Below are 25187 nucleotides of genomic sequence, written 5' to 3' on the forward strand. Positions count from 1 at the left end.
GCCGTCGCGATCCGCCGGCCCGCCAAATTTGATACGCTTGCCAGACTGTGCCGGCGCCGTCGGCCGCCTTTGCCGACCAAACCGCCCGCATGTCCGCCCGCCTGACCCTGATCGTCGCCTATTCCACCAACCGCGCCATCGGCCGTGACAACGCCCTGCCCTGGAAGCTGCCGGGTGACCTGGCGCACTTCAAGCGCAGCACGCTGGGCCATCCCATCATCATGGGCCGCAAGACCTGGGATTCGCTCGGTCGTCCCCTGCCCGGCCGCGCCAACATCGTCATCAGCCGCAACCCCGCCCTGGAGGCTGCCGGCGCCACCGTGGTGCCGACGCTGGAAGCCGCCGTCGCCGCCTGCGGCGACAGCCCCGAAGCCTTCGTCATCGGCGGCGCGCAGATCTACACGCAGGCCCTGGCGCTGGCCAGCCGCGTCCTGGCCACCGAAGTCCATGCCGAGGTCGAAGGCGACGCCTTCTTCCCGCTGCTGCCCGGCTTCCAATGGCGCGAAACGGCGCGCGAGGCGCAGCCGGAGGAAAACGGCTACCGCTACGACTTCGTGACGTACGAACGCGCCTGAACCCACTCGCGCATGCGGCGCCGCGCCCCTTGCCAGGATGCCGCGGGCGCCGCGCCCGGCCGCGGCGACAGACCCTAGGCCGCGCCCTCGTTGCGCATGAAGCGCCACAGCGCCGGCGCTTCCGAATACGCCACGTTGAAGCGCACCCACGGCGTATCGGCCTCGTCGGCCTCGAAATACGACCCCGGCGCCAGCCAGATGCCGTCCTTCAGCGCCAGCCCCGCCAGGCCGTTGGCGCCGCGCTCGCGCCATTGCCCCGCCACCTTGGCCCACAGGAACAGGCCCGCCTGGGGCCGCGCGTAGATCTCGAAACCATGCTGCGCCATCAACCCGGCCACGGTTGCATGCGCCTGGGCCAACCGTTCGCGGGTGCGCTCGATGTGCGCCCGGTAGCGGCCCTCGCGGATGACCTGGTGCACGATGCGCTCCATGATCTCCGGCGAGGTCAGCCCCACCGCCATCTTGGTGCGCGCGATGTCGCGCGCCAGGTCGCGGTGCGCCACCACGTAACCGACGCGCACCGACGGGCTGATGACCTTGGAATAGCCGCCCAGGTAGACCACCCGGCGGCCGCCATCGAGCGCCGCCAGCATGGGCGTGACGCCGGGCGCCAGTTCGCGGGAAATGTCGTCCTCGACCACCCACAGCCCGTGGCGCTCGGCCAGTTGCAGGATGCGAAAGGCGTTGGCCATGCTGATGCTGGCGCCGGACGGGTTCTGCAGGGCGGTGTTGACGAACAGCGCGCGCGGCCGGTGCTGCGACGCGGCCTGCTCCAGCGCCTCGCAATCCAGGCCATCCAGCGTGCGCGCCACCGGCACCACCCGCAGCCCGGCCAACCGCAGCATCTGCAACAGGTTGGCGTAGGCCGGCTGCTCGACCAGCACGGTGTCGCCCGGACGCAGCAGCGTGCGGATCACCATGTCCAACCCGTGCGTCACGCCCTGGGTCAGCAGCACCTGCGACACTTCCACTTCCATGCCCTGTGCGCTGAGCGTGGCGGCGATGGTCTCGCGCAGCGGCGCGTAGCCATAGGGATGGCCGTAGTTGGCGATGCGCATGGCCGGCACCCGGCCCATGTGGCGCAGCGCCATGTGCAGCCCCTCTTCATTGAGCCACTCGCCCGGCAGCCAGCCGCAGCCCGACTTGATGGGAATGGAGTGGTCCGCGAAGATGTCCGACAGCAGCCAGGCCGCGTTCAGCCGCGGCGGCTCCCAGGACTGCGGCTCGCCCCGGCGCGGCGGCGCGTCGGGCGAGGCCACGCGATAGCCGGCGCCGGGGCGCGCCGCCAGCCAGCCCAGTGATACCAGGCGGTTATAGGCGCTGGCCACGGTGAAGGTGCTGACCTGGTACTGGCGCGCGAAGTCGCGCACCGAGGGTAGGGACATACCCGGACGCAGCTCCTGCGCCTCGATGGCGCGCAGCACGGCCGCCACCAGCTGGTCCACCAGGGTTGGCGCCTGCCCCCGGGCACGCACGGGCTGGAAGTCGATCACGGCGCTACGCTATCTGTACAGTTGTCATGCTTGCAACTATACAGTTAGCCCGGTTTGCGCGGATTGTATATTTTCATTCTTCGCCGGACGTACCAGAATCAATCGCATCCCGCCGGCCGCCCGCCCGACACGCGCGCAGGCTCCGGCGCTTGTCCTTCCCCTGGAGCCGCCATGAACGCCCCCGCCGAGTTGCCCGACCTGTCCCATCTGTGGATGCCCTTCACCGCCAACAAGCAGTTCAAGGCGCATCCGCGCATGCTGGCGGCGGCCAAGGGCATGTACTACACCTCGGCCGACGGCCGCCAGGTGCTGGATGGCACCGCCGGCCTGTGGTGCGTGAACGCCGGCCACGGCCGCCAGGAGATCGTCGAGGCGATCTCGCGCCAGGCCGGCATCATGGACTACGCCCCGGGCTTCCAGCTCGGCCACCCGCTGGCCTTCGAGGCCGCCACGGCCGTCGCCAGCTTCATGCCGCAGGGCCTGGACCGCGTGTTCTTCACCAACTCCGGTTCCGAATCGGTCGACACCGCCCTGAAGATCGCCCTGGCCTACCACCGCGCCCGCGGCGAAGGCCAGCGCACCCGCCTGATCGGCCGCGAGCGCGGCTACCACGGCGTGGGCTTCGGCGGCATTTCGGTCGGCGGCATTTCACCCAACCGCAAGACCTTCTCCGGCGCGCTGCTGCCCGCCGTGGACCACCTGCCCCACACCCACAACCTGGAGCAGAACGCCTATTCCAAGGGCCAGCCGGCCTGGGGCGCGCACCTGGCCGAGGACCTGGAGCGCATCATCGCGCTGCACGACGCCTCGACCATCGCCGCGGTCATCGTCGAACCCATGGCCGGCTCCACCGGCGTGCTGATCCCGCCCAAGGGCTACCTGGAAAAGCTGCGCGAGATCACGTCCAAGCACGGCATCCTGCTGATCTTCGACGAAGTCATCACCGCCTACGGCCGCCTCGGCGCGGCCACCGCGTCGGAATTCTTCGGCGTGACGCCGGACCTGATCGCGATGGCCAAGGGCGTCAGCAACGCCGCCGTGCCGGCAGGCGCGGTCGCGGTGCGCCGCGAGGTGCATGACGCCATCGTCAACGGCCCGGCCGGCGGCATCGAGTTCTTCCACGGCTACACCTATTCGGCCCACCCGCTGGCGGCCGCCGCCATCCTGGCGACGCTGGACATCTACCGCCGCGAGGACCTGTTCGCCCGCGCCCGCAAGCTGTCCGGCGCCTTCGAGCAGGCCGCCCACAGCCTGAAGGGCGCGCCGCACGTCATCGACGTGCGCAACCTGGGCCTGGTGGCCGGCGTCGAGCTGGCGCCGCGCGCCGGCGCGCCGGGCGCGCGCGCCGCCGAGGTGTTCCAGAAGTGCTTCGACAGCGGGCTGATGGTGCGTTACACCGGCGACATCATCGCCGTTTCGCCCCCGCTGATCATCGACGAGGCCCAGATCGGCCAGATCTTCGAGCAGATCGGCAAGGTGCTCAAGGAAGTCGCGTAGTCCCCGGCGCGGCGCAGGCGCCGCGCATCGCACACAATGGCGGGCGGCCCCGGGCCGCCCTCCGGCGTTTTCAAAGAACCCCGCTCCGAGCTTTCCCATGAAGAAGAACCTCTCCCACTACATCAACGGCCAGCCCTACGATGGCCGCAGCAACCGCTACGCCGACGGTTTCAACCCGGCCACGGGCGAGATCATCACGTCCGTGCCGCTGGCCTCCACCGACGAAGTGGCGCTGGCCGTGGCCGCCGCCAAGGCCGCCTTTCCGGCCTGGTCGGAAACCCCCGCGCTCAAGCGCGCCCGGGTGCTGTTCAACTTCAAGGCGCTGCTGGACAAGCACCAGGACGAACTGGCCGAACTGATCACGCGCGAGCACGGCAAGGTGTTCTCGGACGCCAAGGGCGAAGTGATGCGCGGCATCGAAGTGGTCGAATTCGCCTGCGGCATTCCGCAGTTGTTCAAGGGCCAGTATTCCGACCAGATCGGCGGCGGCATCGACAACTGGAGCATGCGCCAGGCGCTGGGCGTGGTGGCCGGCATCACGCCGTTCAACTTCCCGATGATGGTGCCGTGCTGGATGTTCCCGGTGGCCATCGCCTGCGGCAACACCTTCGTGCTCAAGCCGTCCGAACGCGATCCCTCGGCCTCGCTGCGCCTGGCCGAGCTGCTGACCGAAGCCGGCCTGCCGCCCGGCGTGTTCAACGTGGTGCACGGCGACAAGCAGGCCGTGGACGCGCTGATCGCGCACCCCGACGTCGAGGCCCTGTCCTTCGTCGGCTCGACCCCCATCGCCGAATACATCTACGCCGAAGGCACGCGCCGCGGCAAGCGCGTGCAGGCCCTGGGCGGCGCCAAGAACCACCTGGTGGTGATGCCGGACGCCGATCTCGATCAGGTCACGGATGCGCTGATGGGCGCGGCCTACGGCTCGGCCGGCGAGCGCTGCATGGCGATCTCGGTGGCCGTGGCGGTGGGCGACGTGGCCGACAAAGTCATCGAACGCCTGATCCCGCGCGTCAAGGCGCTGGTGGTCAAGGATGGCATGCAGGGCGACGCCGAAATGGGCCCGCTGGTCACGGCGCAGCACCGTAACAAGGTCATCGGCTACATCGAGGACGGCGTCGCCGCCGGCGCCGAGCTGGTGGTCGACGGCCGCGGCCTGAAGGTGCCGGGCGCCGAAAAGGGCTTCTTCCTGGGCGGCACGCTGTTCGACAAGGTCAAGCCCGCGATGAACATCTACCGCGAAGAGATCTTCGGGCCGGTGCTGTGCGTGGTGCGCGTGCCCGACTTCGCCGCCGCGGTCGAGCTGATCAACGCCCATGAATTCGGCAACGGCGTGGCCTGCTTCACGTCCGACGGCGGCGTGGCGCGCGCCTTCGCCCGCCAGATCAAGGTGGGCATGGTCGGCATCAACGTGCCGATCCCGGTGCCGATGGCCTGGCACTCGTTCGGCGGCTGGAAGCGCTCGCTGTTCGGCGACCACCACGCCTACGGCGAGGAAGGCATCCGCTTCTACTCGCGCTACAAGAGCGTGATGCAGCGCTGGCCGGACAGCATCGCCAAGGGCGCGGAATTCACCATGCCCGTGGCCAAGTAATCCTGCCCACACCGCCCCGGCCCGCCAAGAGGCCGGGGTTTTGCCGAAAGACACACAACAAGGGGAATCCTGATGCGCATCGGGATAGGCGGCTTTCAGCATGAAACCAATACGTTCGCGCCCTCGCGCGCGGCGTGGGAAGACTTTGCCGACAAGGGCGGCGGCTGGCCGAAGCTGGTCAGCGGTCCGGCGATGTTCCAGGCCGTGGCCGGCGCCAACATTCCCGTGGCCGGCTTCATCGAGGCCATGCAACAGCACACGCTGCTGCCGGCCACGTGGGCCGCGGCCAGCCCGTCCGGCCCAGTCACCGAGGATGCCTTCGAACGCATCAGCGCCCTGATCCTGCAGGGCCTGCAAGCGGCGATGCCGCTGGATGGCGTGTACCTGGACCTGCACGGCGCGATGGTCACCGAGCACCTGGACGACGGCGAGGGCGAACTGCTCAAGCGCGTGCGCGCGCTGGTTGGCCCTGACGTGCCGGTGGTCGCCAGCCTCGATCTGCACGCCAACATGACAGCGGCAATGGTGCGTTACGCCGACGCGCTGGTCTGCTACCGCACCTATCCGCACATCGACATGGCCGAGACCGGCCAGCGCGCCGCCGCGCTGCTGGCGCGGCGCCTGGCCGGCGCGCCCCGTCCCTGCGTGGCGCTGCGACAGTTGCCCTACCTGATTCCGCTGTGCTGGCAATCGACCGACATCGAGCCGGCGCGCAGCCTGTACCAGATGGTGGGCGACATCGAGGCGCGCGGCGCCCAGAGCGCGTCGCTGGCCACCGGCTTTCCCGCCGCGGACTTTCCCGACTGCCTGCCGGCGGCATGGGCCTACGGCGCCACCCAGGCCGAGGCCGACGCGGCCGCCGACACGCTGGCGCGCGCGGTGCTCGATGCCGAACGGGATTTTGGCGGCACCCTGTATTCACCCGATGACGCCGTCACGACCGCCCTGCGCCTGGCGCGCGAGGCCAACGCGCCGGTGGTGATCGCCGACGCGCAGGACAACCCCGGCGCCGGCGGCAGTTCCGACACCACCGGCCTGCTGCGCGCGCTGATCCGCCACCAGGCGCGCGATGCCGCCATCGGCCTGATCGTCGATCCGGCAGCGGCGCTGGCCGCGCACCGCGCTGGCGTGGGTAAATCGGTCCGCATTGCATTGGGTGGACACTCGGGTATTCCCGACGACGAACCGCTGGACGCGGAGTTCATCGTGGAGAAAACTTCGGATGGGCGCTTCGATACGCATGGCGCGTTCTACCGCGGCTTCCACATGGACCTGGGCCCCAGCGCCTGTCTGCGCATCGGCGGCGTGCGCATCGTGGTGGCCTCCAACAAGGTGCAGATGGCCGACCAGGAGATGTTCCGCTTCGCCGGCATCGAGCCGCGCCGCGCGGCCATCCTCGCGGTGAAAAGCTCGGCGCATTTCCGCGCCGACTTCACCCCGATCGCCCACACGATCCTGGTTTGCGCCGCGCCGGGTTCCATGCTGATGGATGCGGCAAAACAACCATGGACACGGTTGCGTCCCGGTATCAGAATGGCGCCTTGCGGCCCGGTCTTTGCCGGCGCCGCAACCGACTGACCCTCGCACGCCGCGCCCGGGGCGCGGCGCGTCAACGACGTAGCGGCAATCCGCGCCGCTCACTACGCATAAAAGGGGAATTTCATGCTCAAGTTCGTCCGCGCGGCCGCATTCGCCGGCGCCACCCTGCTGATGGCCCACGGCGCCTACGCCGACACCGTCATCAAGGCGGTGATGCACTCGCCGCTGCGCCTGACCGATCCGCACGCCACCACCGCGTACATCACGACGTGGCACGGCTACATGATCTACGACACCCTGCTGGCCACCGACGCCGACAACAAGATCCAGCCGCAGATGCTGGAAAAGTGGGATGTCTCGGCCGACGGCAAGACCTACACCATGACGCTGCGCCCGGGCCAGAAATGGCATGACGGCAAGCCCGTCACGGCCGAGGACTGCGTCGCGTCGATCAAGCGCTGGGCCGCGGGCGACGGCATGGGCCGCACGCTGCTGAAATTCACCGACAAGATCGAAGTCATCGACGACAACAGTTTCCGCATCGTCATGAAGGAACCCACGGACCTGGCGCTGCGCGCCCTGTCCAAGCCGACCGGCACCGCGCCGTTCATGATGCCCAAGCGCATCGCCGAACAGGCCATTGGCCAGCCGATCACCGACATGACGGGTTCGGGCCCCTTCAAGGTGGCCGAATTCAAGCCGGGCATGAAGACCGTCTACGTCAAGAACACCGACTACGTGCCGCGCAAGGAACCCGCCAGCGGCCTGGCCGGCGGCAAGGTGGTGAACGTGGACAAGGTCGAGTGGGACGTGATGCCCGACGCCCTGACCACCGCCAACGCGCTGCTGGGCGGCGAAATCGACTTCGTCGAGCAGTTCCCCTACGACCTGCTGCCGATGGTCGAGGGCAACAAGGACCTGAAGGAAGAGTCGCTCAGCCCGGTCGGCTACTTCACGATGTACCGTTTCAACTTCAAGTACCCGCCCTTCAACAACAAGAAGATCCGCCAGGCCGCGATGTACGCCATCGGCCAGGAAGACGTGATGAAGGCGCTGGTCGGCAATCCCAAGTACTGGAAGACCTGCGCCTCGTTGTGGGGCTGCGGCACGCCGCTGGAATCGGACATCGGCAAGGACGTGGTGGTGCCCTCGAACATCGAGAAGGCCAAGGCCCTGCTGAAGGAAGCCGGCTATGACAACACCCCGATCCTGGTGATGCACGCCACCGACGTCGGCACGCTGTCGGCGCAGCCGGTGGTGATGGCCCAGGCGCTGCGCAAGGCCGGCTTCAACGTCAACCTGGCGGCGATGGACTGGCAGAGCGTGGCCACCCGCCGCGCCTCGAAGGCGGCGCCGGCCGAAGGCGGCTGGAACATCCACAACACCAACTGGTACGCCACCGACGTGATGGACCCGGTGCGCTCGGCCCCGGCCGCGGCCAACGGCGACAACGCCTGGTTCGGCTGGCCCGACTTCCCCCAGGTCGAGGAACTGCGCACCAAGTTCGCGCTGACCTCCGATCCGGCCGAGCAGAAGAAGATCGCCGATGAATTGCAGCGCATCGGCATCGACGAAGGCCTGTACGTGCCGCTGGGCCAGATGTCCGTGCCCACCGTGTACACCACCAAGCTCTCGGGCCTGGTGCATGCGCCGGTGTTCGCGTTCTGGAATGTGAAAAAAGCCCCTTGACGGGCAAGTAGTTCAGGGGGAAATACATGCTGGCATTCGTCTCACGCCGGCTCCTCGCGACCATCCCCGTTCTGGTGATGGTCGCGGTGGTGGTCTTTGCGATATTGCGTCTGAGCCCGGGCGATCCGGCCATCATCATGGCGGGCGACGGCGCCACGCCCGAACGGATCGAGCAGATCCGCCAGACGATGGGCCTGGACCAGCCGGTCGCCAAGCAGTTCTTCATCTGGGGCGGCAAGTTGCTGCAGGGAGACCTCGGCACCTCGCTGATGTCCGGCGTGCCGGTCACCCAGCTCATCGGCCAGCGCCTCGAACCATCGTTGAGCCTGGCGTTGCTGACGCTGGTCTTCACGCTGGTCGTGGCGATTCCGCTGGGCGTGCTGGCGGCCTGGCGCCAGGGCCGGCTGCTGGACCGGGCGGTGATGGGCTTTTCGGTGCTGGGCTTTTCGGTGCCGGTGTTCGTCACTGGCTACCTGCTGATCTGGGCCTTCGCCATCAAGCTGGGCTGGTTCAACGTGCAAGGCTACACGCCGCTGGCCAATGGCTTCTGGCTGTTCCTGCATCGGCTGATCCTGCCGTCGCTGGCCTTGTCCACGGTGTATATCGCCCTGATCGCGCGCATCACGCGCACCAGCGTCATCGAGGTGATGGGCGAGGACTTCATCCGCACCGCGCGCTCCAAGGGCCTGACCGAGACCGGCGTGCTGCTGGGCCACGCGCTGCGCAATGCCGCCGTGCCCATCGCCACGGTGGTGGGCCTGGGCATCGCGCTGCTGATCAGCGGCGTGGTGGTGACCGAATCGGTGTTCAACATCCCCGGCCTGGGCCGGCTGGTGGTCGAAGCCGTGCTGGCGCGCGATTACCCCGTGATCCAGGGCCTGACGCTGTTCTTCGCCTTCGTCTACGTGTTCATCAATCTGGTTGTCGATTGCGCCTACACGGTGTTCGACCCCCGTATCCGATACTGAGGCCACGCCATGCAAACGCCAACCGACGCCGCCGCGCAAGCGGCCGCCGATCTTCCCGGCGGCGGCACGCCCCACGTCACCGCCTGGCGCCAGATCCGCCAGGGCCTCAAGAGCTGGCCGGTGATGCTGGCCCTGGTGGTGCTGCTCATCATTGTCGCCATCGCCCTGTTCGCCCCGCTGCTGGGCACGGTCGACCCGACATTCATCAATCCCGGGGCACGCCTGAAGCAGCCGTTCACCGACTACCTGTTCGGCACCGACGCCTTCGGCCGCGACGTCTGGTCGCGCGTGGCCTACGGCGCGCGCGTCTCGCTGATCGCGGGCCTGGGCGCCGCGGTCGTCAGCGTCGCCATCGGGCTGGTGGTCGGCGTCATCGCCGGCTGGTTCCGCTCGCTCGATGGCATCATCATGCGCACCATGGACGCCATCATGGCGATCCCCGGCATCCTGCTGGCGATCGCGCTGGTGTCGGTCACCGGCGCCAGCCTGACCACGGTGCTGGTGGCCATCACCATTCCCGAGATCCCGCGGGTGGTGCGGCTGGTGCGCGGCCAGATCCTGACCGTGCGCGGCGAGCCCTACGTCGAGGCCGCGCTGGCGCTGGGCACGCCGCTGCCGCTGCTGCTGTGGCGCCACATGGTGCCCAGCACCATCGCGCCGCTGACCGTGCAGGGCACCTATGTGTTCGCTTCGGCCATGCTGACCGAGGCCATCCTCAGCTTCCTGGGCGCGGGCATCCCGCCCGAGATCGCCTCCTGGGGCAACATCATGTCCGAGGGCCGCATGTACTTCCGCATGCTGCCCGGCCTGATCCTGTTCCCGGGGCTGTTCCTGTCGCTGACCGTGCTCAGCGTGAACATCCTGGGCGACGCGCTGCGCGACGCCCTCGATCCGAAAATGGTGCGCAGGATCTGATGCCGATGACCTACTCTCCCACTCCCCCCGCAGGCGATACCTCGTCCGCCGTGCTGGCGATCCGCAACCTGTCGGTGGAAGTCGGCGGCGCCGGCAACCGCGTGGTGCGCAACCTGAGCCTGGACGTGCACGCCGGCGAAACCGTGTGCGTGGTCGGCGAATCCGGCTCGGGCAAGTCGGTCACCTCGCTGGCCGTCATGGGCCTGCTGCCGCCCGGCGTGCTGCGCATCAGCGCGGGTTCGATCCGGGTCGAAGGCGAGGACGTGGCCAGCGCCACGCCGCGCCGCCTGCGCGAGCTGCGCGCCACCCGCATGGCCATGGTGTTCCAGGAACCCATGACGGCGCTGAACCCGGTGCACACCGTCGGCAAGCAGGTCGATGAAGTGCTGCGGCTGCATCGCCGCATGTCGGCCGCCGAACGCCGCGCCAAGGTGCTGGACATGTTCCGCTCGGTGCACCTGCCCGACGTCGAGCGCATCTACGATGCCTATCCGCACCAGCTCTCGGGCGGCCAGCGCCAGCGCATCGTGATCGCCATGGCGCTGATCCTGGAGCCCAAGCTGCTGATCGCCGACGAGCCGACCACGGCGCTGGACGTCACCACGCAGAAGCAGATCCTGCTGCTGATCAAGGAACTGCAGGTCAAGCACCGGACCGCCGTGCTGTTCATCACGCACGACTTCGGCGTGGTGGCCGAGATCGCCGATCGCATCGTGGTGATGAACCGCGGCGACCTGATCGAGAGCGGCACGCGCAACGAAATCCTGGCCGAACCCAAGCAGTCGTACACGCGCCGCCTGGTGTCGTCGGTGCCCAGCCTGGTGCCCTCGCACCGCGAAGCGCCCGCCGGCCAGCCGGTGCTGCACGTCAAGGGCCTGGGCCGCACCTACGGCGGCAAGGGCTCGCTGTTCTCGCGCCGCGCGCCGCAGAACGTCATCGCCGCGGCCGACGTCAACCTGACGTTGCGCAAGGGCGAGATCCTGGGCATCGTGGGCGAATCCGGTTCGGGCAAATCGACGGTGGCGCGCTGCATCGTGCGCCTGATCGAGCCCACCGCCGGCCACATGATGATGGGCGGCGAAGACCTCAGCACCCTGTCCGGCGCCGCGCTGCGCCCGGTGCGCCGCCGCATCCAGATCGTGTTCCAGGACCCGTACCGCTCGCTCAACCCGCGCCGCCCCGTGGGCGAATCCATCATCGAAGGCCTGCTCAATTTCGGCGTGCCTCGCGAACAGGCGCTGCAACGCGCCGGCGAAACGCTGGCGGTGGTCGGGCTCAGCCCCGACGCCATGCGGCGCTATCCGCACCAGTTTTCCGGCGGCCAGCGCCAGCGCATCTGCATCGCCCGCGCGCTTGTGATGGACCCCGAGATCCTGGTGGCCGACGAAGCCGTGTCGGCGCTGGACGTGTCGGTGCAGGCGCAGGTGCTGGAACTGCTCGAGCAGGTGCGCGAGCGCACCGGCGTGGGCGTGCTGTTCATCACGCATGACCTGCGCGTGGCCGCGCAGATCTGCGACACCATCATGGTCATGCAACGCGGCAAGGTCGTCGAGACCGGCGCCGCCCAGGCCGTGCTGACCGACCCCCGCCACGAGTACACCCGCGCCCTGATCGACGCGGCGCCCGGGCGCGACTGGGACTTCCGCAACTTCCGGCCCGTGGCGGCCGGGCTGGCGGCCCCCGCCGCCTGAGGCGTCCCAATCAACCCAGGCATCCCACGCAATCGGAACCCGCCATGTCGCAACCGCATGAACTCTCGGCCCAGGAACTGCTGGCCGCCTATCGCAACAAGACCCTGTCGCCGGTCGAGGCGACCCGCTCGGTGCTCGACCACATCGCGCGCTGGGAACCGCACATCCACGCCACCTATGCGCTCGATCCCGACCAGGCGCTGGCGCAGGCGCGCGCTTCCGAGGCGCGCTGGATGAAGGGCGAGCCGCAGGCTTGCGGCGGCTACTCGCTGGACGGCGTGCCCGCCACCATCAAGGAAAACATCGCCACCCGCGGCGTGCCGGTGCCGCTGGGCACGGCCGCCACCGACCTGACGCCGGCCGCGGCCGACGCCCCGCCGGCGGCGCGCATGCGCGAGGCTGGCGCGGTGGTGCTGGGCAAGACCACCATGCCCGACTACGGCATGCTGTCCTCGGGACTGTCGAGTTTCCATGCGCTGACGCGCAACCCCTGGGACCTGAGCAAAAACCCGGGCGGCTCCAGCGCCGGCGCCGGGGCGGCGGCGGCGGCGGGCTACGGCCCGATGCACATCGGCACCGACATCGGCGGCTCGGTGCGTCTGCCGGCCGCCTGGTGCGGCATCGCCACGCTCAAGCCCAGCCTGGGCCGCATTCCCATCGACCCGCCCTTCATGGGCCGCTGCGCCGGCCCCATGACGCGCGACATCGCTGACGCCGCGCTGATGATGGGCGTGCTGTCGCAACCCGACGCGCGAGACCACATGAGCCTGCCGTTCCAGGACTTCGACTGGCTCAACCTGGATGCCGACATGCGCGGCCTGCGCATCGGCCTGCAACTGGAGGCCGGCTGCGGCCTGCCGCTGGACCCGGAGATCCGCGCCGCCGTCGAAGCCGCGGCCCGACTGTTCGAGTCGGCCGGCGCCATCGTCACGCCGCTCAAGCCGTGGATGACGCCGGAGATGCTGGACGGCGTCGACCGTTTCTGGCGCACCCGCTCGGCCATTGACCTGGGGGCCCTGCCGCAAGCGCGCCGCGACAAGATCCTGCCGTTCATCCGCGCCTGGGCCGAAAGCGGCGGCGGCCAATCCGGCGAGGCCGTGTTCCGCAGCTACTACGAAACCCTCAACGTGCGCGCCAGGACCGTTGCCGCCACCGCCCCCTACGACTACGTGCTGTCGCCGGTGGCGCCGGTGGTGGCCTACAACGCCGAGTGGGCCGCGCCCACCAACGAAGTCGCCACGACCATGCACCACATCGGCTACACCCTGCCCTACAACATGAGCGAGCAGCCGGCCGCCTCGGTCAATTGCGGCTACACCCGGGCGGGCCTGCCGATCGGCCTGCAGATCGCCGGCGCGCGCTTCGACGATCTGGGCGTGCTGCGCGTGGCCCGCGCCTGGGAACGCATGCGCCCGGCCCAGCAGCCCTGGCCGCAACCGCCCCGGGCCTGACGCCGTCCCGCTCCCCTTCCCCTTTGGCAACCCACAGGAATTTCCATGCGTTGGCTTCTGGCAATGATCAAGCACGAGACGAACACCTTCTCGCCCGTGCCGACCCCGCTCGCGCGCTTTTTCCGCGGCAATCCTGAAATCCTGGCCGGCGACCGCGCCATCCGCGCCTACGAGAACACCGACAGCGGCCTGGGCGGCTACATCGAGGTGGCGCGCCGCGTCGGCGCCGAGATCGTGGTGCCGGTGGCCGCCGAGTCCTGGCCCAGCGGCCCGGCCAGCGCCGAGACCCACGAGCTGCTGTGCAAGCGGGTGCTGGACGAGGTCCGCAAGGGCGGCTACGACGCCATCCTGCTGGACCTGCACGGCGCCATGGTCGCCGAAGGCGTGGAAGACGCCGAGGGCGACCTGCTGCGCCGCCTGCGCGAGATCGATCCCAAGACACCGGTGGCGGTGACGCTGGACATGCACGCCAACATCTACGCCGACATCGTCGACAACGCCACCGTCATCAGCGGCTTTCATACCTATCCGCACGTCGACATCCGCGAGGCCGGCGTGCGCGCGGCCAACGTCATCGTGCGCACGCTCAAGGGCGAGATCAAACCCGTGATGACCTGGGGCGGCAAGCCCATGCTGCCGCACGTCATGTGCCAGGGCACCCACGCCGATCCCAACAAGTCGCTGCAGGAACGCTGCCGCCAGCTGGAGGCCGACGGCGTGCTGGCGGCCTCGGTGTTCGTGGGTTTCCCCCACGCCGACATCCGCGAGGCCGGCCTGAGCGCCGTGGTCTGTACGGACGCCAACCTGGCCCAGGCGGAGCAATACCGCGACGAGCTGCTGGACCGCGCCTGGAACGACCGCGCGAAATGGGTGTTCCATTCCGAGCCGCTGGCGCCCACCATTGCCCGGGCCAAGGCCATCGAGCAGGGACCGGTGGTGCTGCTGGACCATTACGACAACACCGGCTCCGGGGGCACCATGGACACCACCGCGGTGCTGGCCGAGGTGCTGCGCCAGGAACTGGACAACGTGGTGTTCTATGCCATCTGTGATCCCCAGGCGGCGCGCGAGGCGGCCACGGCGGGCGTGGGCAGCACCGTCACGCTGCCGCTGGGGGGCAAGGTCGACATGCCCGCCATCAATCGCCGCGGCGAACCGCTGACCGTGACGGGCCGCGTCAAGCTGGTGTTCGACGGCGTCTACCTGAACCGCGGCCCCATGTACCGTGGCGTGCGCAACGACACCGGCCTGACGGTGGTGATCGATACCGGACGGGTCGAAATCGTGGTGGTATCGCGGCACCAGGAACCCTTCGACATCAATTGCCTGCTGTCGGCCGGCATCGATCCGCTGCAAAAGCGCTATGTGGTGCTCAAGAGCCGGGTCCACTGGCGCGCCGGCTTCTCCGAAATGGCCACCGAGATCATCGAGTGCACCGGCGTGGGCGTCACCACCTCCGACTACGGCCAGCTTGACTTCAAGCACGTGCGCCGGCCGATCTACCCGCTCGACCCGCTGTAAATCGCGGTTTGTCGACAATATGGCCGGCGCCCGAGGGCGCCGGCTTTCATTTTGAAATCTTCGGTAACCGGGCGCGCGGCAAGAGGCCACCCCGCCTCGGTATACTCGCCGCGGGTCCTGACAGGCCGATGAACGCGTCCTGCCGCCCGCGCCCAGCAATGGCGTCGCGCCGCTGGGACGAGACTCGACAATCAACGACAAAGCAAAACGATGAAAAAGAGCGTAGCGATCACCCTCGCGGTGGTCATAGTGGGAGCGGGAAGCTGGGTCGGTGCCACGTGGTACACCGGCAAGCGCATCGAGGAAGGCGCCCAGCGTCGCCTGGCCGAGGCCAACGAGAAGCTGGCCAAGATCACGCCTTTGTTCGGCCTGCGCATCGACCAGATCAAATACGAGCGTGGCCTGTTCTCGACGCAGGCGCGCTACGGCGTGTCGTTCGTCAAGAGCGACAAGAGTCTGAGCGACATGCCGGACGGCATGCTGGAATTCGACGCCCGCATCGAACACGGCCCGTTCCCCAAGAGCGCGCTGGCGCGCGGCGCCATCGCGCCCAAGCTGGCTTTCGTCCACACCGAAATGGCCAAGACGGACAACGTCAAGCCGGTGTTCGAGCTGACCAAGGACGTCTCGCCCCTGGTCACCGATGCCATGGTCAGCTTTGGCGGCAGCACGGCATCGACCGCCCGCATCGCGCCGGTGAAGGTGACGCATGAAGGCAACTCGGTCGATTTCAGCGGCATGGAAATCACCGGCACGTTCGACCGCGGACTGGCCGCCATCACCGCCAATGCCAAGACCGACACCCTGGCGGTGGACGGCACCAAGGGCAGCGATCCGATCAAGATGGCGATGTCCGGCCTGACCATGGACGTGGACAGCCGCATGGGCAAGTTCGGCCTGTCGGTCGGCGACTCGGGCATCAAGATCAAGCGCATCGAAGTCATCAAGCCGGACGCCGACGCCAAGGTGATCCTCGACAACTTCAGCTACACCGTCAAGCTGGCCGAGGACGACAAGAACATCAACATCCAGGCCGCCTACCAGACCGGCGACATCAACGTCAACGACGTGCCGCTGGGCAACGGCCAGGCCGTCATCAAGCTGGCCCGGCTGGACGGCGCCGCGGTCAAGCAGCTGTCCGATACCTACAACCAGCTGATGCGCCAATACATGGCCGATGCCCACGACGAGGGCCTGAACGACGAACAGTTCCAGGTGCTGCTGGATAACGCCGGCAAGCTGCTGGCCGGCAACCCTTCGTTCAGCATCGACCCGATCAGCTGGAAGACCGCCAAGGGCGAAAGCAAGCTGAACGTCACGCTGGACCTGGCCAATCCTCCCAACGTCAAGGACCTGACGCCGCAGGAAATCGTGGTCAAGGCCATCAAGCAGATCGACGCCACGCTGGTGATCTCCAAGCCGATGGTGCAGGACCTGATGGTGCAGTACGCCATCAAGAAGGACGGCATGCCCGCAGACAAGGCCGAAGCCGAGGCCGCCGACAACATCCGCAGCATGTCCGGCATGGCCGAGATGTTCAACGTCGGCAAGAACGACGGCGACAACATCGTCGGCAAGTTCCACTTCGCCGACGGCATGGGCGACCTGAACGGCAAGAAGATTCCCGCCGACGAACTGTTCTCGGGCCTGCTGGGCGCGACCGGCATGAACAGCGCGATGGACGATGACGAGGAAGAAGCCGAACCGGCCGCCGGCGCCACCGCCATGGACGACGAAATGGCCGCGACCAGCAACGCCGACGTGGTCAATGAGTTCGACGTCGACATGGTCGTCCATATGCTGGAAGACATGGGCTACACCACCCGCAAGACCGACGGCGATGAAGGTCCGGTGCTGATCCTGGACGCCAGCAATTCCGGCGCCACCGACCTGCGCCTGGAATTCCTGTGCAATGACTTCTCCGAGAAGTGCTACGACCTGGTCGCCACCGCCACCTACGCCAGCAAGAAGCCGGCCACGCTCAAGGCCATCAACGCCTGGAACCAGGAGTACCGCTGGACCCGCGCTTACCTGGACGACAAGAACCAGGCCGTGCTGCAGATGGACATGAACGCCGAAGGCGGCATCGGCAAGAAAAACCTGCAGATCCTGCTGAACACCTACTTCAGCATCACCGAGGAATTCGCCACCGCGATGTCGGCGGCGCCGGCCAGGAAGTAAGACGGCCGCGCAAAAGCAAAACCCCCATCGTGCGATGGGGGTTTTTTTTGCCTGTCGCCAGGCAAGCCTCGATGACCCGCCCCAAGGGGCGGGCCGTCACGCGGCATCAGGCGTAGGCTTCGACCGGCAGGCAGGCGCAAACCAGGTTGCGGTCGCCATAGGCGTTGTCCACGCGCGCCACCGGCGGCCAGTACTTGGCCTCGCGCAGCGACGCCACCGGGTAGGCGGCCTGCTGGCGCGGGTAGTCGTGCAGCCATTCCTCGGCCAGCAGCATCTGCGCGGTGTGCGGCGCGTTCTTCAGGACGTTGTCCTCGCGATCGCGTTCGCCACGCTCGACCTGGGCGATTTCCTCGCGGATCGAGATCATCGCCTCGATGAAGCGGTCCAGCTCGGCCACGCCTTCGGATTCGGTCGGCTCGACCATCAGCGTGCCGGCCACCGGGAAGCTCATGGTGGGGGCATGGAAGCCGTAGTCCATCAGGCGCTTGGCGATGTCCTCGGCGCTGATGCCGCTGGTTTCCTTGAGCGGACGCACGTCCAGGATGCACTCGTGCGCCACGCGGCCGTTGCGGCCCGCGTACAGCACCGGGTAGTGGCCGCGCAGGCGGGTGGCGATGTAGTTGGCGTTCAGGATCGCCACTTCGGTGGCGCGGCGCAGGCCGTCGGCGCCCATCAGCGCGATGTACACGAACGGGATCGGCAGGATGCCGGCCGAGCCGAACGGCGCGGCCGAGACCGGGCCGACCTTGGCTTCGCCCGGCAGCTTGCCCTGCTCGTTGACCACGCCCGGCAGGTACGGCGCCAGGTGCGCGCGCACCGCCACCGGACCGACGCCCGGGCCGCCGCCGCCGTGCGGAATGCAGAAGGTCTTGTGCAGGTTCAGGTGCGACACGTCCGAGCCGAACTTGCCCGGCTTGGCCACGCCGACCATGGCGTTCATGTTGGCGCCGTCCAGGTACACCTGGCCGCCGGCCTGGTGCACCAGGTCGCAGATCTCGGTCACGGCTTCCTCGAACACGCCGTGCGTGGACGGGTAGGTGATCATCAGCGCGGCCAGCTTGTCGCCGACCTGTTCGATCTTGGCGCGCAGGTCGCCCAGGTCGACGTTGCCGTTGGCGTCGGAGGCCACCACCACCACGTCCATGCCGGCCAGTTGCGCCGACGCGGGGTTGGTGCCGTGGGCCGACGACGGGATCAGGCAGACGTTGCGCTGGTGCTGGCCGTTGGCCTGGTGGTAGCCGCGGATCGCCAGCAGGCCGGCGTATTCGCCCTGCGCGCCCGAGTTGGGTTGCAGGCTGATGTTGTCGTAGCCGGTGATTTCGCACAGCGCGGCCGACAGGCGCGTGATCAGCTCGTCGTAGCCCTTGCTCTGCGAGGCGGGCGCGAACGGATGCACCAGCGCGAACTCGGGCCAGGTGATGGGGATCATCTCGGCCGTGGCGTTCAGCTTCATGGTGCAGGAGCCCAGCGGAATCATGGTGCGGTCCAGCGCCAGGTCCTTGTCGGCCAGCTTGCGCAGGTAGCGCAGCATGTCGGTTTCCGATTGCACGCTGGAGAACACCGGATGCTTGAGGATGGCGCTTTCACGCGCCACCGCGGCGGGGATGCCGCCGGCCGCCTTGGCGTCCAGCGCGTCGATGTCCAGTTCGACGTCGTCGCGTTCCAGGCCGGCGGCGAACACGTTCACCAGCGCCTGCAGGTCGGCGGCGGTGACGGTCTCGTCCAGCGACACGGCCAGGCGCGCGCCGTCGACGCGGCGCAGGTTGATGTGCTCGCACTCGGCGGCCGTGATGATGGCGGGCGTGGCCGGGCCGGTTTCCAGCAGCAGCGTGTCGAAGAAGGTGTCGTTGGCGACCTTGATGCCCAGCTTGCCGAGTTCGGCGCGCAGGATGGCGGTGTAGCGCTGCACGCGCTCGGCGATGCGGCGGATGCCGGCCGGGCCGTGCCAGACCGCGTACATGCCGGCCATCACGGCCAGCAGCACCTGCGCGGTGCAGATGTTCGAGGTGGCCTTCTCGCGGCGGATGTGCTGTTCGCGCGTCTGCAGCGCCAGGCGCATCGCCGGGTTGCCCTGGGCGTCCTTGGACACGCCGACCAGGCGGCCGGCCATGTTGCGCTTGAAGGCGTCCTTGCAGGCCATGAAGCCGGCGTGCGGGCCGCCGAAACCGAACGGCACGCCGAAGCGCTGGGCCGAACCGATGGCGATGTCCGCGCCCCATTCGCCAGGCGCGGCCAGCAGCGCCAGCGCCAGCAGGTCGGTGGCCACGGCCACCACCGCGCCCTGCGCGTGGGCGGCCTCGGCCAGCTTGCGGTAGTCGGCCACCGAGCCGGTGCTGTGCGGGTACTGCAGCAGCACGCCGAAGCACTCCGGCAGGCCGTCGGCCTCGTCGCCGACGGCGATCTCGATGTCCAGGCCCTCGGCGCGGGTGCGCACGACTTCGATGGTCTGCGGATGCACGTGGCGCGAGATGAAGAACACCGGGCTCCGCGACTTGGCGCCGCGGCGCGCCAGCGTCATGGCTTCGGCGGCGGCGGTGCTTTCATCGAGCAGCGAGGCGTTGGAGATGTCCAGCCCGGTCAGGTCGGCAACCATGGTCTGGTAGTTCAGCAGGGCCTCCAGGCGGCCCTGCGAGATCTCGGGCTGGTACGGCGTGTAGGCCGTGTACCAGGCGGGATTCTCGAGAATGTTGCGCAACACCACGTTGGGCGTCTGCGTGCCGTAGTACCCCTGGCCGATGTAGTTGCGGTAGACCTTGTTGCGACCGGCGATCTGCTTCAGTTCGGCCAGCACGTCGGCTTCGCTGCGCGACGGCGGCAGCGCCAGCGGCGCCTGGCTGCGGATCTTGGGCGGCACGACTTCTTCGATCAGGGCGTCCAGGCTGGGGCTGCCGATGGCGGCGAGCATGGCGGCCTGGTCGGCGTCGGAGGGGCCGATGTGGCGGGGGATGAAGTCGGTGTGGGTGTCTAGGGCGCGCGACATGGGGGGATCTCGGGATGGCGGTGTCGTCGGGAGGGACGGACGGTGATGCATGGACGGGCGGCGGCGCCAGCGCCGCGCCCGCCCTGACGGGCTTAGCCGTTGGCGACGGCTTCGTAGCCGGCGGCGTCCAGCAGCTTGTCGGCATCGGCGGCGTTGACCGGCTTGATCTTGAAGATCCAGGCGGTGAAGGCCGATTCGTTGATCAGGTTGGGGTTGCTTTCCAGCTCGTCGTTGAACGCGACGATTTCGCCGGCCACGGGCGCGTAGATGTCGGAGGCGGCCTTGACCGACTCGACCACGCCGGCGGTCTCGCCCGCGTTCAGCTTGGCGCCGACCTTGACGTCGCCGACGAAGACCAGGTCACCCAGCTGGTCCTGGGCGGTATCGGTGATGCCGACGACGAACACGTCGCCTTCGGCTTTGACCCATTCATGGGACTCGGTGTACTTGCGATCGGTGGGCAGACTCATGGGAACTCCTGGGGGATTCGGATAAGGAAATGGTGTTGCGCGCCTCGCGCCGGCGGCCTGCCCCGAGGGCCCGGCCAGCGGCGCGAAGCTTCGAGTTTACGAGTGTTCGACGGCTTTGCCGTTACGGACAAACGGCAGCTTGCAGACCAGGGCAGGCACCCACTTGCCGCGGATGTCGACCTCGACCGTGTCGCCCGCGACCACGCCTTGCGGCAGGCGGGCAAAACCGATCGACACGCCCAGCGTCGGCGACATGGTGCCGCTGGTGAGTTCGCCCGTGCCGTTCTTGGTGCGCACCGCCATGTGGGCGCGCATCACGCCGCGTTCCTGCAGCTTCAGGCCGACGAAGGCGGCGGGCGTGGCGAACTGCTCCAGCGCGTCGCGGCCGATGAAGCGGCGCTCGGGGTTCTTCAGGGACACCGTCCAGGTCAGCGCGGCTTCGCCGGGCTGGGTCAGTTCGTCCATGTCCTGGCCGTAGAGGTTCATGCCGGCTTCCAGGCGCAGCGTGTCGCGCGCGCCCAGGCCGGCCGGGCGCACGCCCTGGGCCGCCAGGTCGCGCCACAGTTGCACCGCCTCGGCGGCGGGCAGCACGATCTCGAAGCCGTCTTCGCCGGTGTAGCCGGTGCGCGCCACCAGCGTGTCGTCGCCGACGCGGGCGGCCACGAACGGGGTCAGCGGCTCGCTGGCGGCCTGCCAGGCCGGGCGCGCGGCCCAGACCTTGGCGCGGGCATTGGGGCCCTGCACGGCAATCATGGCCAGGTCGCGGCGCGGCGTGATGGTGACGTCGAACTTGCCGGCCTGCCTGACGCGCTGCATCCAGGCCATGTCCTTGTCGGCGGTGCCGGCGTTGACCACCACGCGCCATTCGTCGGCGGCGAAGAAATACACGATCAGGTCGTCGATGACGCCGCCCTGCGGGTTCAGCATGCAGGTGTAGAGCGCCTTGCCGGGCACGGTCAGCTTGGCCACGTCGTTGGCCACCAGGCGCTGCAGGAAGGCGTAGGCGTCGGGGCCGGTGATGTCGGCGTTGAGCATGTGCGAGACGTCGAACATGCCGGCATCCTGGCGCACCGCGTGGTGCTCCTCCAGTTGCGAGCCGTAGGCCAGGGGCATGTCCCAGCCGCCGAAATCGACCATGCGAGCGCCAGAGGCGATATGTTCGTCGGCCAGCGGGGTGCGTTTGAGGGGTGCGGACATGCGCGGGTACTCCGGAGCGGCAGCGTTGCCAGGGTTACGGAATGCCGCCGGCGGACGGGATGCGCCCACGCAACGGCTGAATCTTCCGCCCCTCTGTCCTTTTGCCTGAGAGTTGCCCCGCGTGGCGGGTTTGCACCTTCGGCGCCTGGGCTGCTCGCTATGTCCCTGATTGGGCAGCGGCGCCAGGTCTCTCCAGAGTGCTGCTTTGCCGCGTCCGCGCGGTGAAAACCGGGACAGGGCAAGCATGCGCGGTATGGGATACCTGAGCGATTCCGGGCGAATTGCGCCTTCGGCGGCAGCCGCGAACGGCCGCTCTCTCCCGCAACATGCGTGACAGCGCCGAAAGCATACCGCGAAACGCGATTGCGTTGTTGATCCGTGAACGCTGGCCGGTCGCCGCGCCGCGCCCGTGTCAGCCCAGCGCGGTGTCCAGCAGCATCATCAGCACGAAGCCCAGCATCAGGCCGCAGGTGGCGTAGACCTCGTGCCCCTTGCGGTGCGACTCGGGGATGATCTCGTGGCTGATCACGAACAGCATGGCGCCGGCGGCAAAGCCCAGGCCCCACGGCAGCAACGCCGTCGACCAGCCCACCACCACCGCGCCCAGCACCGCGCCGACCGGCTCGACCAGGCCCGACAGCATGCCCAGCGCCACCGCGAACGCGCGCTTGTAGCCGGCGGCGATCAGCGCCACCGCCACCACCAATCCTTCGGGGATGTCCTGGATGGCGATACCGGTGGCCAGCGCGGTGCCCCGCAGCGGATCGTTGCCGGCGTAGCCGACGCCGATGGCCAGGCCTTCGGGCAGGTTGTGCAGCGTAATGGCGAAGACGAACAGCCAGGCGCGGCGCAGGCGGTGCGCCTCGATGCCCTCTCGGCCCTTGATGAAATGCTCGTGCGGCAACAGCCGGTCCATCAGCAGCAGCGCCGCCGCGCCCAGCAGGATGGCGGCGCCCACCGTCAGGCCCGCGCCCCAGGGGCCGGCGCCCTGCGACTCGGCCGCCGCGATGCCCGGCGCCACCAGCGAGAACGCGCTGGCCGCCAGCATCACGCCGGCGCCGAAGCCGAACATGCTGTCCTGCATCTTCTGGGGGATGGTGCGCGCGAACAGGATCGGCAGCGTGCCCGCCGCGGTGGCGCCGGCGGCGACCATGCCGCCCAGCAGCGCGTCGGCCACGTGCGGCGCATTGGCATCGAAATAGACCCAGGCCTGGTGCAGGCCCAGGCAGGCGACCAGCACCGCCAGCGTCCAGACGCTGACGCTGGTGGCCGCGGGCCGGATGCGATGACGGCTGAAGGTGTTCATGGTCCACTGCCCCCGCGCGATGCCGGCTCAGCCCACGGCGACGGCGTAGCGGCGCGCCACCTCGGACCAATCGATCACATTGTAGAAGGCGCCGATGTATTCCGGACGGCGGTTCTGGTACTTGAGGTAGTAGGCGTGCTCCCACACGTCCAGCCCCAGGATCGGCGTGTTGCCCTGCATCAGCGGACTATCCTGGTTGGCGCTGCTTTCCACTGCCAGCTTGCCGTCCGGCGTCACGCTGAGCCAGGCCCAGCCGCTGCCGAAGCGCGTCAGCGCGGCCTTGGTGAAGGCATCGCGGAAGGCTGCCTGGCCGCCCAGCTCGGCATCGATGGCGCGGGCCAGCGCGCCGTCGGGCTCGCCGCCGCCGCGCGGCGACATGACCGCCCAGAACAGGCTGTGATTGGCATGCCCGCCGCCGTTGTTGCGCACCGCGCCGCGGATCGCCTCGGGCAACTGGTCGATGCGCGCCACCAGGGCGTCGACCGGCTCGTCGGTGGCGATGCCGGCGCCTTCCAGCGCGGCGTTCAGGTTGTTGACGTAGGTCTGGTGATGCTTGCCGTGGTGGATCTCCATCGTCAGCGCATCGATGTGCGGTTCAAGCGCGTCGTAGGCGTAAGGCAGGGGCGGCAGGGTGTAGGCCAAGGCGATCTCCGTCGGGCAACGCCGCCGACGATGGCGAGCGTCTTATTTTTGAAAATACAAATGATAGGTATTTTTATTTGATACGACAACGATAACGTTGCAATGCCTGTCATGCAGGCAGGCTATGGGCCGGACAGCCCTTGGCGAGCAGCACGAAGCGTGCCCGCGCCGGCGGCGGGAAAAGCGTTGGACAAAGCGGGCGTCGCGCCCAGAAGGAATGTGGCCGGAGCGCGGGGCACGCGGGCAGCGCCCGGAACGGCTAGAGCGCCTTGCCGCAGGCCACGCCGGAGGCCCAGGCCCACTGGAAGTTGTAGCCGCCCAGCCAGCCGGTGACGTCCACGGTTTCGCCGATGAAGTACAGGCCGGGCATGGCGCGGGCCTGCATCGATTTCTGGTCCAGCCCGCGCGTATCGACCCCGCCGCGCATGACCTCGGCCTTCTTGTAGCCGGCGGTGCCGCTGGGCACCAGGGTCCATTGGTGGATGTCCTGCGCCAGCGCGCGCAGGGTCTTGTCCGGCGCATCGGCCAGGCGCAGCGCCGCCAGGCCCGGCTTGCCGCCCTGCTCGGCCAGTTGCAGCCAGCGGTCGGCCAGGCGCTTGGGCCACAGGCCGGCCAGCACCGTGTGCAACTGCTGCCGGTTGCCGGACTTGGCCGCCAGCAGTTCGGCCGCCAGGTCGCGCCCCGGCGCCAGGTCGATGACGATGGGCTCGCCCGGCTTCCAGTAGCTGGAGATCTGCAGGATCGCCGGGCCCGACAGGCCCCGATGGGTGAACAGCAGGTCTTCGAGAAACTCGCAGCGCGCCTTGCCCTGCCCCGTCGCCAGGTTGACCTCCAGCGCCACGCCGGACAGCTCGGCCAGCGGCTGCCAGTGCGCGGCGTCGAAGGTCAGCGGCACCAGCGCCGGCCGCGGCTCGACCACCTTCAGGCCGAACTGGCGCGCCAGCTTCAGGCCAAAATCGGTGGCGCCCAACTGCGGGATCGCCATGCCGCCGGTGGCCACCACCAGCTTGGCCGCGCGGATCACGCCCTGGCTGGTGCGCAGTTCGAAGCCGGCCTCGCCATGGGCCACCTCGGCCACCTGGCAGCCCATGCGCCACTGCACGCCGCCGGCATCGCATTCGGCGCGCAGCATCTCGATGATGGATTCGCTGGAATCGTCGCAGAACAGCTGGCCGCGATGCTTCTCGTGCCAGGCGATGCGGTGGCGCCTGAGCAGCGCCAGGAAGTCCTGCGGGGTGTAGCCCGACAACGCCGACCGGCAGAAATGCGGGTTGTCGGAGAGGAAATTGGCGGGCCCCGCGCCGATGTTGGTGAAGTTGCAGCGGCCGCCGCCCGAGATACGGATCTTCTCGGCCAGCCGTTCGGCGTGATCCACCAGCACCACGCGCAGGCCGCGCTGACCGGCGACCGCGGCACACATCATGCCAGCGGCGCCGGCGCCGAGAACGGCGACATCGAACATCAGGACTCCGGACCCG

At 68.6% G+C, this 25187-nt stretch carries 18 protein-coding genes and 2 riboswitches; of the genes, 11 read left to right on the forward strand and 7 right to left on the reverse strand.

The window, feature by feature from the left end:
- Positions 1-89: 89 nt before the first annotated feature.
- Positions 90-575: a dihydrofolate reductase gene (locus tag HV742_RS20515; RefSeq protein WP_054415457.1), complete on the forward strand. Its 486-nt coding sequence runs from the start codon at positions 90-92 to the stop codon at positions 573-575.
- Between the two features lie 74 nt (positions 576-649).
- Here HV742_RS20515 and HV742_RS20520 read toward each other — a convergent pair whose 3' ends face one another.
- Positions 650-2068 (reverse strand): aminotransferase-like domain-containing protein, encoded by a 1419-nt coding sequence (locus tag HV742_RS20520; protein WP_049076217.1) that lies wholly within the window; start codon positions 2066-2068, stop codon positions 650-652.
- Between the two features lie 171 nt (positions 2069-2239).
- On the opposite strand from HV742_RS20520, the gene aptA reads away from it, so the two are divergent.
- From aptA to HV742_RS20570, 10 genes are all read left to right on the forward strand, one after another.
- Positions 2240-3565 (forward strand): omega-aminotransferase AptA, encoded by a 1326-nt coding sequence (gene aptA, locus HV742_RS20525; protein WP_049076219.1) that lies wholly within the window; start codon positions 2240-2242, stop codon positions 3563-3565.
- A 97-nt stretch (positions 3566-3662) separates the two neighbouring features.
- A complete protein-coding gene (locus HV742_RS20530) occupies positions 3663-5159 on the forward strand; it encodes a CoA-acylating methylmalonate-semialdehyde dehydrogenase (RefSeq protein ID WP_049076221.1) in 1497 nt (498 codons plus the stop codon).
- 72 nt (positions 5160-5231) lie between these two features.
- Positions 5232-6737 carry a M81 family metallopeptidase gene (locus HV742_RS20535; protein ID WP_049076223.1) on the forward strand — a complete coding sequence of 502 codons (1506 nt, stop codon included), beginning with the start codon at positions 5232-5234 and terminating at the stop codon, positions 6735-6737.
- Positions 6738-6821: 84 nt separating this feature from the next.
- Positions 6822-8387, forward strand: a complete 1566-nt coding sequence (locus HV742_RS20540) for an ABC transporter substrate-binding protein (protein ID WP_175146243.1) — start codon at positions 6822-6824, stop codon at positions 8385-8387.
- Between the two features lie 26 nt (positions 8388-8413).
- Positions 8414-9355: an ABC transporter permease gene (locus HV742_RS20545; RefSeq protein WP_049076226.1), complete on the forward strand. Its 942-nt coding sequence runs from the start codon at positions 8414-8416 to the stop codon at positions 9353-9355.
- A gap of 9 nt (positions 9356-9364) precedes the next feature.
- A complete protein-coding gene (locus tag HV742_RS20550; RefSeq protein ID WP_049076228.1) occupies positions 9365-10270 on the forward strand; it encodes an ABC transporter permease in 906 nt (301 codons plus the stop codon).
- Between the two features lie 5 nt (positions 10271-10275).
- Positions 10276-11961 carry an ABC transporter ATP-binding protein gene (locus tag HV742_RS20555; protein ID WP_175146244.1) on the forward strand — a complete coding sequence of 562 codons (1686 nt, stop codon included), beginning with the start codon at positions 10276-10278 and terminating at the stop codon, positions 11959-11961.
- A 44-nt stretch (positions 11962-12005) separates the two neighbouring features.
- The gene (locus HV742_RS20560; protein WP_175146245.1) at positions 12006-13412 is read left to right on the forward strand and encodes an amidase; all 1407 of its coding nucleotides are present in this window, start codon (positions 12006-12008) and stop codon (positions 13410-13412) included.
- Between the two features lie 45 nt (positions 13413-13457).
- Entirely contained in the window at positions 13458-14933 is a 1476-nt protein-coding gene (locus tag HV742_RS20565; protein WP_059272594.1) for a M81 family metallopeptidase, read from the forward strand.
- A 210-nt stretch (positions 14934-15143) separates the two neighbouring features.
- A complete protein-coding gene (locus tag HV742_RS20570) occupies positions 15144-17114 on the forward strand; it encodes a DUF945 family protein (protein ID WP_175146246.1) in 1971 nt (656 codons plus the stop codon).
- Between the two features lie 106 nt (positions 17115-17220).
- On the opposite strand, the gene gcvP is transcribed toward HV742_RS20570, so the two are convergent.
- The 6 genes from gcvP to HV742_RS20600 form a co-directional block, all read right to left on the reverse strand.
- Complete coding sequence (gene gcvP, locus HV742_RS20575; protein ID WP_175146247.1) at positions 17221-20094, reverse strand: aminomethyl-transferring glycine dehydrogenase; 2874 nt, start codon at positions 20092-20094, stop codon at positions 17221-17223.
- 92 nt (positions 20095-20186) lie between these two features.
- Positions 20187-20564 (reverse strand): glycine cleavage system protein GcvH, encoded by a 378-nt coding sequence (gene gcvH, locus HV742_RS20580; protein WP_006385867.1) that lies wholly within the window; start codon positions 20562-20564, stop codon positions 20187-20189.
- Positions 20565-20660: 96 nt separating this feature from the next.
- Positions 20661-21761 carry a glycine cleavage system aminomethyltransferase GcvT gene (gcvT, locus tag HV742_RS20585; RefSeq protein ID WP_054500649.1) on the reverse strand — a complete coding sequence of 367 codons (1101 nt, stop codon included), beginning with the start codon at positions 21759-21761 and terminating at the stop codon, positions 20661-20663.
- 83 nt (positions 21762-21844) lie between these two features.
- Positions 21845-21967: riboswitch (glycine riboswitch) on the reverse strand.
- 33 nt (positions 21968-22000) lie between these two features.
- A riboswitch (glycine riboswitch) is annotated at positions 22001-22093 on the reverse strand.
- Positions 22094-22173: 80 nt separating this feature from the next.
- Positions 22174-23067, reverse strand: a complete 894-nt coding sequence (locus tag HV742_RS20590) for a ZIP family metal transporter (RefSeq protein ID WP_054500648.1) — start codon at positions 23065-23067, stop codon at positions 22174-22176.
- A gap of 27 nt (positions 23068-23094) precedes the next feature.
- Positions 23095-23709 carry a superoxide dismutase gene (locus HV742_RS20595; RefSeq protein ID WP_175146248.1) on the reverse strand — a complete coding sequence of 205 codons (615 nt, stop codon included), beginning with the start codon at positions 23707-23709 and terminating at the stop codon, positions 23095-23097.
- Between the two features lie 259 nt (positions 23710-23968).
- Entirely contained in the window at positions 23969-25171 is a 1203-nt protein-coding gene (locus tag HV742_RS20600) for a BaiN/RdsA family NAD(P)/FAD-dependent oxidoreductase (RefSeq protein WP_175146249.1), read from the reverse strand.
- Between the last annotated feature and the right edge of the window lie 16 nt (positions 25172-25187).

This window comes from Achromobacter ruhlandii (genome assembly GCF_902859695.1).
Taxonomy (GTDB): Bacteria; Pseudomonadota; Gammaproteobacteria; order Burkholderiales; family Burkholderiaceae_B; genus Achromobacter; species Achromobacter ruhlandii.

Coding starts and splice junctions, on each gene's coding strand:
- HV742_RS20545 (WP_049076226.1), top strand. CDS start 8,414: ATGCTGGCATTCGTCTCACGCCGGCTCCTCGCGACCATCCCCGTTCTG.
- HV742_RS20535 (WP_049076223.1), top strand. CDS start 5,232: ATGCGCATCGGGATAGGCGGCTTTCAGCATGAAACCAATACGTTCGCG.
- HV742_RS20560 (WP_175146245.1), top strand. CDS start 12,006: ATGTCGCAACCGCATGAACTCTCGGCCCAGGAACTGCTGGCCGCCTAT.
- gcvP (WP_175146247.1), bottom strand. CDS start 20,094: ATGTCGCGCGCCCTAGACACCCACACCGACTTCATCCCCCGCCACATC.
- gcvT (WP_054500649.1), bottom strand. CDS start 21,761: ATGTCCGCACCCCTCAAACGCACCCCGCTGGCCGACGAACATATCGCC.
- HV742_RS20600 (WP_175146249.1), bottom strand. CDS start 25,171: ATGTTCGATGTCGCCGTTCTCGGCGCCGGCGCCGCTGGCATGATGTGT.
- HV742_RS20540 (WP_175146243.1), top strand. CDS start 6,822: ATGCTCAAGTTCGTCCGCGCGGCCGCATTCGCCGGCGCCACCCTGCTG.
- HV742_RS20530 (WP_049076221.1), top strand. CDS start 3,663: ATGAAGAAGAACCTCTCCCACTACATCAACGGCCAGCCCTACGATGGC.
- HV742_RS20590 (WP_054500648.1), bottom strand. CDS start 23,067: ATGAACACCTTCAGCCGTCATCGCATCCGGCCCGCGGCCACCAGCGTC.
- HV742_RS20555 (WP_175146244.1), top strand. CDS start 10,276: ATGACCTACTCTCCCACTCCCCCCGCAGGCGATACCTCGTCCGCCGTG.
- aptA (WP_049076219.1), top strand. CDS start 2,240: ATGAACGCCCCCGCCGAGTTGCCCGACCTGTCCCATCTGTGGATGCCC.
- HV742_RS20550 (WP_049076228.1), top strand. CDS start 9,365: ATGCAAACGCCAACCGACGCCGCCGCGCAAGCGGCCGCCGATCTTCCC.
- HV742_RS20570 (WP_175146246.1), top strand. CDS start 15,144: ATGAAAAAGAGCGTAGCGATCACCCTCGCGGTGGTCATAGTGGGAGCG.
- HV742_RS20565 (WP_059272594.1), top strand. CDS start 13,458: ATGCGTTGGCTTCTGGCAATGATCAAGCACGAGACGAACACCTTCTCG.
- gcvH (WP_006385867.1), bottom strand. CDS start 20,564: ATGAGTCTGCCCACCGATCGCAAGTACACCGAGTCCCATGAATGGGTC.
- HV742_RS20515 (WP_054415457.1), top strand. CDS start 90: ATGTCCGCCCGCCTGACCCTGATCGTCGCCTATTCCACCAACCGCGCC.